This window comes from Aliiglaciecola sp. 2_MG-2023 (assembly GCF_030548145.1).
GTDB lineage: Bacteria > Pseudomonadota > Gammaproteobacteria > Enterobacterales > Alteromonadaceae > Aliiglaciecola > Aliiglaciecola lipolytica_A.
Genome location: NZ_JAUORY010000042.1, coordinates 1 through 11,099, shown reverse-complemented (window position 1 = coordinate 11,099; position 11,099 = coordinate 1). Strand labels below are relative to the sequence as shown.

Below are 11,099 nucleotides of genomic sequence, written 5' to 3'. Positions count from 1 at the left end.
CCCCGCTTAGATAGGCCAGCTAAATTCATGGGTTATCTCCGTGACCTAAATCCATGGCCTAAAGGCCATGCTACAGGGAAGGGTTGTAGGCGGGTGCTTTAGCCCCTCTTAGATAGGCCAGCAAAATTCATGGGTTATTTCCGTGGCCTAAATCCATGGCCTAAAGGCCATGCTACAGGGATGGGTTGTAGGTGGGCGCTTTAGGCTAATTATTCTCAAAATACGCATATTTCTTTAGGGAATTTTATTTCTAATATTTCAATTTTTATCGATTCTATTATATTCTAAGTCATTCACTTCATTGACTAAAACAGTGTTTCGTTTATTGACAACTGCAGGGATTTTGCGAATGGGTAGATGTATGGTCGTTAGTTTAATAACTATGTCTTTATTAACCTATTCAAGTTTAAGTATAGGTCAGCAAAATAGTTTATCTTCTCATCAAAACAATAAAGTTGAATTAACCACAGGATCTAATTACTACCCATATGTTGACCCTAAAGCAATCGATGACGGTTGGTCAGTATCAATAATAAAAGCAGTATTTGAGCAAATGGGGAAACAGGTCGATATTGAGATTCTGCCTTGGCAGCGGGGTTATAAATGGACCGCTGAAGGGCAATATGAAGGGACTTTTCCGTATGTTTTTACCGAACAAAGAGCAAAGACTTTTATCTATTCCAAACCTATTAACTTGATTCCTGTCAGAATATATACAAATAAAAATAAGAATGTAATGTCGTTAGCGGAATTAAAAAAAGCCCGTTTATGTTTGCCCCATGGTTACAGTCTGAGCCGCGAACAAGTTGCATTAATTGACAAGCATCAACTGATAATCCAAAACGCATCGACGGCTGGTGGATGCGTGATGCAAGTGGCAAAAGGTTGGAGTGATTTGGGGTTTATCAATGGTTATCTACAAAGTGAAAATAACGCTACACTTTTTACAAAACTTTCTAACGTCAATGTGCTGCAAATCCCTGTGGCTAATGTTCCACTTTTTTATATTGTCTCTCGTCAGTTCAAAGATGCACAGCAACATATTGATCGTTTTAACGAAGCTTTGGAATTTATTGAGAAATCCGGTAAGAGACGCGAAATAGATCAACAATTTGAATCCTTTCTTAACGTATCTGAATCCCCCATTAGTTTGCAGTACTGAGTGTGGCATTTTTTGTTAATTTTCATTTTTAGCGCAAACTCTGTAAGCCATAGTGATTATAACTATTCTCAAGTAGAATCGAGTTCTATTCAAATCGTTGCGTTGTAGGAACCTGATGTGCGCAAAGCTGTAAAGTCTCGTCTCGCTTTTTTGATTATCGCTGTTATTTGCTATAGCGCCGGTTTTTACTTTCTTCCTGAACAACTTAATAGCGAAACTGACACAATTTTAAGTGCTGGTTTTGCAATAGTTTATTTTCTACTTCTACCCATTCTGTATTGGTTATTAATCATCAAGGCAGGCAATCAAAAGCCTTGGAAGATGATCTTAATTTTTTCGCTAAGTGCAGGTATCGCACGTTTTAGTTTTGCTGCACAGATCGCTGATTATTTTGAATTTGTTATGTGGTTACGAATTCCGATTATTGGTATTTTGCTGGCCATCGAATTTTTCTTAATCGCCCACGTGATCAAATCGCTCTGGAAGGCACGAAAACTCAAAGGTGATCCAAGAGTGCATATGATCAACAGCATTAACAGTGATGATGATGAGAAAAAGCAACAACTCTCCATCACGCTCTCCTATGAGCCCGCTAGTTGGTATTACTGCCTACCATTTTTGTCTCGCAATCATCCGCGCCCAGTGACGCATTTGAAATTATTATCCCGTTATCCTTTGCATTTTATTTGTATGTTATGCGGTTTAACGCTAGTTGCTGGTCTTACCTATATGCTAATTGCCACTATCAGTGAATTGGTTGCACTAATTGTGGCTTCTTTTATTAGCTATTCAATTATTTCTATCTGTGCAAACTATCGAATAAGTCGTTACCACTCGGTGTATTTTTTAGACAACAATTTAGTATTGAATTCATCGTTTTTGTCTATCATGGTTATTCCGTTATTAACCATAAAAACCGTCGATACTGGGTGTTGGAATAAACAAGAATTGACCGAATTGCTAATTTTAGGGCGAGGTAAAACCGCTAATATATTACTCACTTTTAATCATGAAATAAGTTATTTTTCGATGATGGGCATGCTCAATGAGCCTTTTAATAAAGTGTATCTTTCGGTAGAAGACCCCGCTGCGCTAAAACAACAAATACAAGATAAAATAAACTTGGGATAGCCAGCATAAATAAAAAACAACTCTTTGTGGTTAGGTGAAGTAATCAACAAAAATACACTCCACTGTTTTTAAGGTGCATTGAGCTGAATTATCATTACAAGTAAGGTAAGTTTAAGTAGGATAAACAAAACCTATTTGCAATGAGTACACATGTCGTCCGAAAAAATTCAAACCCGTCAGTTAATCAGTTGGATTTTTAGTCAACTCAAACCTTATCGCCGTAGAGTTGTGTTAGCTATTCTAGCGTTAATTGTGGGCGCAGTGTCTTGGCTGATGCTTGGTCAAGGTGTCAAAGTCGTCGTTGATGAAGGCTTTTTGGCCAATAACAGTGACAAACTAAATCAAATGGTGTTTGTGGTTTTGGGGATTGCTTTGCTTGGTAGTTTAGCAGCGTTTTTTCGGTTTTATTTAATGATATGGCTAGGCGAACGGGTCAGTGCCGATATTCGAAAACAAGTATATTTCCATCTTTTGAATCTCTCCCCAGGCTTTTTTGAATCAACCCGAACCGGTGAAGTGATTTCGCGGTTCACCGCAGATACAACAGTGTTGCAAACTGTGGTGGGTATGGGCCTATCCATGGCATTGCGAGCGTCAATCACCTTTATTGGCTCGATGTTGTTGATGTTTATTACCAGTCCTTTACTTACTTTATACGTTTTGATTGCTGTGCCCTTAGTGCTCCTACCGATTAAGTTCTTAGGCGCAAGAGTACGTATTTACGCTCGAAATAGTCAGGATCGTGTTGCCGATATGGGCGCATATGTGGATGAAAGTTTGCACGAAATTCAAACTGTACAAGCCTATACCCATGAAGGTATCGACCGTCGTTTATTTGCTGACCGTATTGAGGCAGTGATGTTGGCTGCTAGTCATCGAATAAAATATCGCGCGCTAATGATTTCATTGGTAATGGGGATCAGTATTACTGCTATTACCATTGTTGCTTGGTTAGGCGCTAAAGAGGTGCTAAGTGCTGGGGTTAGCGCCGGCGAGCTTACTGCATTTATGTTTTATGCGGTAATGGCCGGCGGGGCTGTGGCTACAATAAGTGAAGTGATTGGTGAAATTCAAAAGGCGGCAGGGGCAAGTGAGCGCTTATTGGAATTACTCAATACTCGACCGCTTATTGAAGCACCGGCGAAACCTCAATTGTTACCCGAGGTTATTTCAGGACGCTTAGATATTCTAGACGTTAATTTCGCTTATCCTAGCGCTGAGCAAGTAGCGGTTCTTAAACATCTTAACTTACAAATAGAACCTGGTGAGCGGATAGCCTTAGTGGGTCCTAGCGGTGCCGGCAAATCGACCTTGTTTCAACTGCTATTAAGGTTTTACGATATCACTAGTGGCAGTATTCAAATTGATGGTTTTCATTGCCACATGTTGTCGCCGGATGATCTGCGTAAACAATTTGCACTAGTACCTCAAGAATCGGTTATTTTCGCAACCAATGCTCTTGAAAATATCCGTTATGGTCGACCAGATGCGACTATGGATGAGGTAATTGAAGCTGCAAAAGCGGCTAGGGCGGATAAATTTATTGGTGAATTACAAGACGGATATTTTACCGATTTAGGTGAAAGAGGTGTTAGATTATCAGGTGGACAGAAACAACGAATTGCGATTGCCAGAGCGATATTGGCTGATCGACCAATTTTATTGCTCGACGAGGCCACAAGTGCGTTGGACGCCACCAACGAACAACTGGTCAAGCAAGCTCTAGATAAATTAATGGATGGAAAAACCACGCTGATTATTGCCCATCGATTATCTACAGTGGTGAATGCCGATAGAATAGTGGTTATGGACAAAGGTGAAGTAGTCGCAATTGGAAGCCATCATGAATTAATGCAAGGCAACAGTGTGTACCGACAGTTCGCCGAATTGCAACTCGTCAGTTGACGAGTAGTTATATTATAAACGGTTAAATCTGCATAATATCATTGTAAAAATACGCCAATTTTTACGTTGATTTAGGGTGACTGGTCTAGTCATCCGCATATTATTAGGAACCCATATCTAAAATGCTACAACTCATTGATATTAAAAAACAGTTTCAAAATGGTGAGGAAATCGTCACTGCCTTAGATGGCGTTACACTCAACATACATGAAAATGAATTTGTTGCGGTAATGGGCAGTTCGGGATCAGGAAAATCGACTTTAATGAATGTGCTGGGGTGTTTAGATACGCCTAATCAAGGTCAGTACTTACTAGCAGGTCAAGACGTCGCCAAATTAGACGATGATACCCTCTCTGGCATCCGCAATACCCATATTGGTTTTATATTTCAAACCTTTCACCTATTACCGAAACTTGATGCATTAGGTAACGTACTTTTGCCCTTGCGCTATGCCGATACCAGCGAAGAGGAAGCGATGCAACGGGCGTTAGGGTTAATAGATAGGGTGGGAATAAGTCACCGAAAACATCATAAGCCTTTTGAAATGTCGGGAGGACAACGGCAGCGTGTGGCGATCGCGCGAGCGCTCATTAACCAACCCAAAGTGATCTTGGCTGATGAGCCTACCGGAAACTTAGACAGCAAAACCTCGGTTGAAATTATGGCATTGCTAACAGAATTGCATCAAGCAGGCCAAACCATCGTAATGGTCACCCATGAAGAAGAAATTGCGACTTATGCGCAACGGGTTATCAGAATGAAAGATGGGAAGATCATTGATGAACATTAATTTGGTTTTTTTCATTGCCGTGCTTGCTGTGAGTATATTTAGTCATCCTGTTCTGGCAAAAGGTGAATCATTACTGCTGACAGGTAAAATCAGTTCAGCCAAAAAACAAGTTGTCACCGCGCCGCGGGGACGCAGTTGGAACATTCAGATTCAATGGTTAGAAGAAGAAGGCAAAATGGTGGAAGCCGGTGACTTAATTGCTGTTTTCGATGGTTCATTAATCCAAAGCCAGTTAGAAGCCAATGAAGAGACCTTAGAGACTGAGCAGCTCGAATTAACCCAAATAACAATGGACTTGGAACAAGAGTATCTAGAAGCGCAAGGTGCGTTGACTATTGCTCAAATGCGGGTGGAACAAGCCAAAATTGAGGCTAACGTGCCTGAATCCCAAGTTAGTCAGTTAGATAAAGGTAAATTTGAGCTGACCTTACAACGTACGCAAATGGAGCTGATTAAAGCGGAAGAAAACCTAAAGTTAGCCGAACAAGCCTTGCTTACGGGCATTGAAAAGCAACGAATTCAGATACGATTAATTGAAGATGAAATTCGTTATCAACGCAGTCAAATGGAAAAAATGAGTGTTACTGCCAATTTTAAAGGTCCTATTAGTTACGCTATTCATCCTTGGTCGGGTGAAAAAATGGCGGCTGGAATTAACGTGCGTGCGGCATGGAATATTATCGATGTTCAAGCCACTGACAATTTCCAAATTGAAAGCTGGGTGCATGAAATTGATGTGGAACGTTTAAAAGCGAACAAAAATGTTGAGTTAGTGTTGGATGCTTATCCGAGCAAAAAATTCAAAGGTAAACTGACCTTCTTGTCTACACAAACAGAAAAGAAAGTACAGTGGAGCAATAGTGTTTACTACCCGGTGATTTTTCAATTTGTTGATACCCCTGAATTAACCTTATTGCCAGGTATGAGTGTGCGTGTGGATGTTCCACCGCTAACCCGCGGAGATAATTAGCATGCAAATTCAGTATTCTTTATTGTTTTTAATCTTGTTCGCCGTTGTCACTGTGACAAGCTGTTCAAAAGTCAGCGTTGCAATAAGCGAAAAAGAGCGAGTAAACGAACCCATAGTAGCGCCTGCTGAATTGGTTTCGCTGCACGATGCACCTATAGGGCCACCGAGTGTTAGTCGGATGTGGCAGTTTAAAATTGAATATTTAGCGCCAGAAAACACCTTGCTCAAAAAAGGTGACTTAGTGGTTAAATTTGATGGCGATAAACTCATGGAGGATCTCGTTAGTAAACAAAGTGATTTAGACGCCGCAATTAAAGAGTCTGAGAAACGTAAACTCAAAGAACAAGCGACCGAGAAAGACCTTGAATTAGCCATGGCTGAAGCAAAAATGAATATGGAAATCTCTGAGCGTAAAGTCGCAATTACCGATGCATCACGTTCTGAAGTTGAGCGCTTAAAGCAAGTCTCAGAATATGAAATAAATAAAGTTTTATATCAACAGGCCATACAAAAACTAGCACAAAACAAAGAGCGCATGATCATTAATGGAGAAGTACAAAATGGGCGAATTAAAAAATTAGCGCTAAGAGTCAAAAATATACAAGACAGTCTAGACAAACTAGTCGTAAAAGCACCCAAAGATGGGTTAGTGGTTTATCAAGTCGATAACGATGACAATAAACCTGCTGTTGGTGATACCGTCTCTATGGGACGTCCTTTGGTAACGTTACCGTCGTTGGATAAATTGGCCGTGAAAGTCGAATTTGATGAATCGGATTCATCTGTCGTGAAAGTAGGACAGCAGGTCAAAGTGGTGTTAGATGCCCACCCTGAAAAGCCCTACGCCGGCACCATCACCTCGCTTGGTCAAGCCTATCGAAACCGTTCTCAGCATAACCTCAAGGTAGTCTTTGATGCTTGGGTGAAGCTCGATAAGCTAGATCTAGATAAAATGCGACCGGGCATGAAAGCCAATGTGCAATTACTTAGTGAGGAACGCACATGAACAGACTGTCATACTATTTTATCGCCCTCTCAATGCTTATTTTAACCGGCTGTGAAGAGGAGGTGACAAAGATTCCCACCTTCGAAGTGAACGCCAGACCCTTTGATATTACCCTCAATGGTTTTGGTGAAATCGAAGCTGTGCATGCCCAAAAAATTGTTTCTCCAGGCAGACGTCCAATGGTGTTGTCTTGGCTTGCTGATGAAAACACTAAAGTGAAAAAAGGCGATATTATTGCCCGTTTTGACGCAGAGCAACTGCTGGTGGATAGCAAAGAAGAAGAATTACGCATGGCGTTATTCAGTCAGGATATCATTCAAAGCGAAGCCGAACGTTTTCAACAACAAAATGACATCCTCTCCGAGCAAGAATTCGTAGACTATGAGTTTGAATTCGCAGATAAATTTGCGATAGATGATTTACGTGTTTATTCCAAATTAGAAATTATTGATTCCTTCCAAAATCGTGATTTTTTAGGTGCTAAAGATAACTTTTTGGACTGGAAAAAGGACAGTGTCGACGAGCAAAATAAGAGTAATGTTGGGGTGTTGGAAATAAAACGAAAAGGCCATGAAATCAAATATCTACGCCATCAACAAGCGTTATCGCAATTACAAGTTTTTGCCCCTAATGATGGACTACTTACCTACGAAAAAGACCGTATGGGGGAAAAACCTTCTGTTGGTCAAACGGTGTTTCCGGGGCGTCCGATTGCCAAAATTCCTAATTTAGATAACATGCAAGCCCGCGTGTTTGTATTAGCCAAAGACGCCATCAGTTTAAAATCTGGCATTGAGGTTAAAGTGTCTCTAGATGCGTTCCCTGATCGAACCTTTGATGGCAAAGTGGCCAGTGTATCTGGTTATCCTCGCTCCATTGAAAGAGGAAATCCTGTCACCTATTACGAATTAGTAGTTGAACTAACTCAGCAAGATATTAGCCTAATGCAGCCCGGACGTAAGCTCAAAGCATCAATCTTAGTACAACCGGCCAAGCCCTCACTGTTAGTGCCTTTACAAGCTATTCATCATCAACAGGGACGAAATTTTGTGTATCTAAAAACGGCCGAAGGCTTTGAACAGCGTCAGATCACTACCAAACAAAAGAATTTGTATTTTGTGGAAGTTGAGAGCGGTTTAATTGAGGGGGATGAGATTGCGTTGAGTTTACCGGAGCTTTCATCATGACTCGATATTGGACCTTGATAGCGGATGCTATAGCCGAATTGTCCGCGCAAAAACTAAGAACCTTTTTAACACTTTTAGGCATGATTTTCGGTGTTGGAGCGGTTATTGCGATGCTGAACATTGGTGAAGGTGCAGAAAACGAAGCGCTCAAGCTAATTGATTCTATGGGTGTCAACAATATCATAGTGCAAGGTTTAGATTACAATAAGAACGAACTGGTTGAGATTCGTGAAGAAAGCATGGGATTAACCATGGGAGATGTTCAGGCTGCCATGAGCACCTTGCCTTTCGTCGATGATTATAGTGCAAGCAAAAATATTAAAGTTCATGATATTTACAGTGATTATGGAAAATCTGGGGCACAGCTATTGGGCGTATCTAGTAGTTATTATAAACACGCTAACATGCGCTTAACCACAGGTCGCTTCACGGACCAACATGATAACGATAACTTAGCGCAAGTGGCTGTTCTGGGAGTTGATGCCGCTAAAGAACTATTTCCGCAGCAAGAAGCACTTGGGAAATACGTCAAAGTCAACCATATTTGGTTACATGTGGTAGGCGTTTTAGCGCCTCCACAGGGTAACAAAAATGAATTCCAGGGGGTAAAAATTGGCGGTGATCGCTATCGAATTTTTATCCCCATCGCCACCGCAGAACAAAAGTTAAAAAGTGAAAATTTAGCAAGCGAGTTAGATAGCATAAAACTCAGCATTGCGAAATCGACCGATCCTGTTGTGGCATCAAAAGCCGTGGCTGAATTGATGAAAATGCGCCACGGTGGCGTGCAGGATTATGAACTGATTATCCCCGCAGCTTTATTAGAGCAGCAAAAACAAACCCAAGAAATATTCAATATTGTCATGGCCTGTGTTGCCGGAATTTCTTTGTTGGTAGGTGGAATCGGCATTATGAATATAATGTTAGCCAATGTAATGGAAAGAACCACTGAAATTGGTTTATTGCGCGCAGTTGGTGCCCGCCAAATTGATATTAAGCAGCAGTTTTTAGCCGAAAGCTTCACTATTTCTGTGTTAGGTGGACTTTTAGGGGTATTTTTTGGCTTAGTACTATCCGAGATTATCGGCTTTTATTCGGGGTGGGCAGTGAGTTGGTCTTTAACTGCAATTGTTTTATCCTTGTCTATTTGCATGATTGTGGGGGTTGGATTTGGTGTATTTCCGGCGATAAAAGCCTCGAAACTTAATCCAATAGAAGCCCTGCATTCAGACTAACGATTAGGCGTAGTTAATGGAATTTGACAACAATACAGTAGTAGCCATTGTTGGCTCAAAAAATCCGGTGAAAATTAGCGCATTTAAAGATACATTGGCTAGAATTTTTCCACAGCAACAGATTGATTGTCGAGGGGTTGATGCGCCTTCGTTGGTCTCTGAGCAACCAATGTCAGAAAAGGAAACTTACCAAGGAGCAGTTAACCGAGTTAAGTTTTGTCAGTCTCATTTTAACGCTGATTTTTACGCGGCGATGGAAGGGGGAGTTGACAATTTTGAATATGGTCCAGCTACTTTTGCTTATGTGGTGGTTTCGGCTCAATCTAAATTGCAAGTGGGTAGAAGCGCTAACTTGCCAATACCTGAGTCTGTTTTTAGCCATTTACAACAAGGTGAGGAACTCGGTCCGTTGATGGACAAGCTTTTTGGTACCAGCAACATCAAACAAAAAGGCGGTGCGATTGGATTGTTAACCAATGGGCTTGAAACCCGTGGTGGCAATTATACACAGGCTCTAACCCTAGCCATGGCGCCTTTTCTGCACGCAGATCGATTTTAATCGCGATTGTTCAAGATTCGTTTGTAAGCGGGTGCTTTAGCCTCGCGCGATTAGTTTAACCTGAATGAAATAAATCCATGAGCTAAAGCCCATACTACAAGGGGAGGGGGATAACCCATCACCGACGTTTTAATCGTCTAATCGCAACCAAGTTAAAACTCTTAAATAGTAAAATAATACCAGTAACGGTAAACAATAAAGCGGAGATAGAAAATGTGATTAATAACGGGTTATTAAAATTTTCTCGCTCGTCATAATCCATAATATGCAACATCCAAAAAAAATCAAAAATACGCCACAAATCACTTCTAATAGTCGTTAACTTGCCGCTTAACGGAGACACATACAATGTGGTATTCCAAGTATCATCAAATTTTAGCTGCCACACTTTTCCTTTGTTGCGAGAGGCTTCCATTGGAGCTTTAGCTAACAAATTTTGCTCGATAAGTTCGCCGCTTCCAAGATAATGTTGTTTTGCTATTGTTGCCGCTTTTTCAGCATTGATAATACCCATCAAATCGCCAGTTAAGCCATGGAATAATTGCTCACCAGACGCCGTCTGAACTTCGTAATAAGGCTCACCTAAAACTTGGGTATAGGAAATTCTATGAATAGGGTCGGAAATTCTAAGGCGAAGGGTATCTAGGGAGAAAGCATACTGTGTATTGTCGATTTCATAGTTTAGATTTTTGATTGCGAGATGATCTCCGTGCACCTTTTCCAAAGGTATAACACTCATCACTACACCACCTAAAATCCACAATAAAATTTGTACGGCAAGGAATAATCCTGCCCATTTATGTAGAAATCGTGAAACACGAAAGAGCTTTCTAATCATAATCTTAGGTTAAATGGGTAATCTATAGTCAGATTTACGCATGGATATAGATGAGTGTCAATTGAGCTTTTTGTTGCTGGCGGGTGTTTTAGTCCTGCGCGATTAGGGTAACCAGAATGAAATGAATTCATGGGCTAAAGCCCATGCTACATGGGTAAGGGGGAACACTTATCTTGTAGGCGGGTGCTTTAGCTCCGCGCAATTAGGTTAACCTGAATGAAATGAATCTATGGGCTAAAGCCTGAAGAATCCCCACAGTAAAAAGAAGTAAGTGCTTGAAATTTGGTATTATATATTTCACCACAAAACAAAAAT

10 protein-coding genes are annotated in these 11,099 nt (G+C 40.9%); 9 read left to right on the top strand and 1 reads right to left on the bottom strand.

Going from position 1 to position 11,099, the window contains the following annotated elements:
* Positions 1–361 precede the first annotated feature (361 nt).
* The 9 genes from Q4567_RS21690 (at position 362) to yjjX (ending at position 9,946) form a co-directional block, all read left to right on the top strand.
* Positions 362–1,162: an ABC transporter substrate-binding protein gene (locus Q4567_RS21690; protein ID WP_303502390.1), complete on the top strand. Its 801-nt coding sequence runs from the start codon at positions 362–364 to the stop codon at positions 1,160–1,162.
* A gap of 117 nt (positions 1,163–1,279) precedes the next feature.
* Positions 1,280–2,293 carry a hypothetical protein gene (locus tag Q4567_RS21685; protein WP_303502387.1) on the top strand — a complete coding sequence of 338 codons (1,014 nt, stop codon included), beginning with the start codon at positions 1,280–1,282 and terminating at the stop codon, positions 2,291–2,293.
* A 150-nt stretch (positions 2,294–2,443) separates the two neighbouring features.
* Entirely contained in the window at positions 2,444–4,198 is a 1,755-nt protein-coding gene (locus Q4567_RS21680; protein WP_216047071.1) for an ABC transporter transmembrane domain-containing protein, read from the top strand.
* 122 nt (positions 4,199–4,320) lie between these two features.
* A complete protein-coding gene (locus Q4567_RS21675; RefSeq protein ID WP_216047070.1) occupies positions 4,321–4,989 on the top strand; it encodes an ABC transporter ATP-binding protein in 669 nt (222 codons plus the stop codon).
* Entirely contained in the window at positions 4,979–5,959 is a 981-nt protein-coding gene (locus Q4567_RS21670) for an HlyD family secretion protein (RefSeq protein WP_303502383.1), read from the top strand. The genes Q4567_RS21675 and Q4567_RS21670 overlap by 11 nt, the downstream gene beginning before the upstream one ends.
* Position 5,960: 1 nt before the next feature.
* The gene (locus tag Q4567_RS21665; protein ID WP_252728817.1) at positions 5,961–6,965 is read left to right on the top strand and encodes an HlyD family secretion protein; all 1,005 of its coding nucleotides are present in this window, start codon (positions 5,961–5,963) and stop codon (positions 6,963–6,965) included.
* Positions 6,962–8,152: an efflux RND transporter periplasmic adaptor subunit gene (locus Q4567_RS21660; protein ID WP_303502380.1), complete on the top strand. Its 1,191-nt coding sequence runs from the start codon at positions 6,962–6,964 to the stop codon at positions 8,150–8,152. Before Q4567_RS21665 ends, Q4567_RS21660 begins: the two co-directional genes overlap by 4 nt.
* A complete protein-coding gene (locus Q4567_RS21655; protein WP_303502377.1) occupies positions 8,149–9,387 on the top strand; it encodes an ABC transporter permease in 1,239 nt (412 codons plus the stop codon). The genes Q4567_RS21660 and Q4567_RS21655 overlap by 4 nt, the downstream gene beginning before the upstream one ends.
* A gap of 16 nt (positions 9,388–9,403) precedes the next feature.
* Positions 9,404–9,946: an inosine/xanthosine triphosphatase gene (yjjX, locus tag Q4567_RS21650; protein ID WP_303502376.1), complete on the top strand. Its 543-nt coding sequence runs from the start codon at positions 9,404–9,406 to the stop codon at positions 9,944–9,946.
* Between the two features lie 118 nt (positions 9,947–10,064).
* Here the strand turns inward: yjjX and Q4567_RS21645 are convergent, their stop codons facing one another.
* A complete protein-coding gene (locus Q4567_RS21645) occupies positions 10,065–10,685 on the bottom strand; it encodes a hypothetical protein (protein WP_303502374.1) in 621 nt (206 codons plus the stop codon).
* Positions 10,686–11,099 lie beyond the last annotated feature (414 nt).

What these genes read in the sequence shown, in the direction of transcription:
- Q4567_RS21690 (WP_303502390.1), top strand. Translation starts at nt 362, where the DNA reads ATGGTCGTTAGTTTAATAACTATGTCTTTATTAACCTATTCAAGTTTA.
- Q4567_RS21680 (WP_216047071.1), top strand. Translation starts at nt 2,444, where the DNA reads ATGTCGTCCGAAAAAATTCAAACCCGTCAGTTAATCAGTTGGATTTTT.
- Q4567_RS21675 (WP_216047070.1), top strand. Translation starts at nt 4,321, where the DNA reads ATGCTACAACTCATTGATATTAAAAAACAGTTTCAAAATGGTGAGGAA.
- Q4567_RS21670 (WP_303502383.1), top strand. Translation starts at nt 4,979, where the DNA reads ATGAACATTAATTTGGTTTTTTTCATTGCCGTGCTTGCTGTGAGTATA.
- Q4567_RS21665 (WP_252728817.1), top strand. Translation starts at nt 5,961, where the DNA reads ATGCAAATTCAGTATTCTTTATTGTTTTTAATCTTGTTCGCCGTTGTC.
- Q4567_RS21660 (WP_303502380.1), top strand. Translation starts at nt 6,962, where the DNA reads ATGAACAGACTGTCATACTATTTTATCGCCCTCTCAATGCTTATTTTA.
- Q4567_RS21655 (WP_303502377.1), top strand. Translation starts at nt 8,149, where the DNA reads ATGACTCGATATTGGACCTTGATAGCGGATGCTATAGCCGAATTGTCC.
- yjjX (WP_303502376.1), top strand. Translation starts at nt 9,404, where the DNA reads ATGGAATTTGACAACAATACAGTAGTAGCCATTGTTGGCTCAAAAAAT.
- Q4567_RS21645 (WP_303502374.1), bottom strand. Translation starts at nt 10,685, where the DNA reads ATGAGTGTTATACCTTTGGAAAAGGTGCACGGAGATCATCTCGCAATC.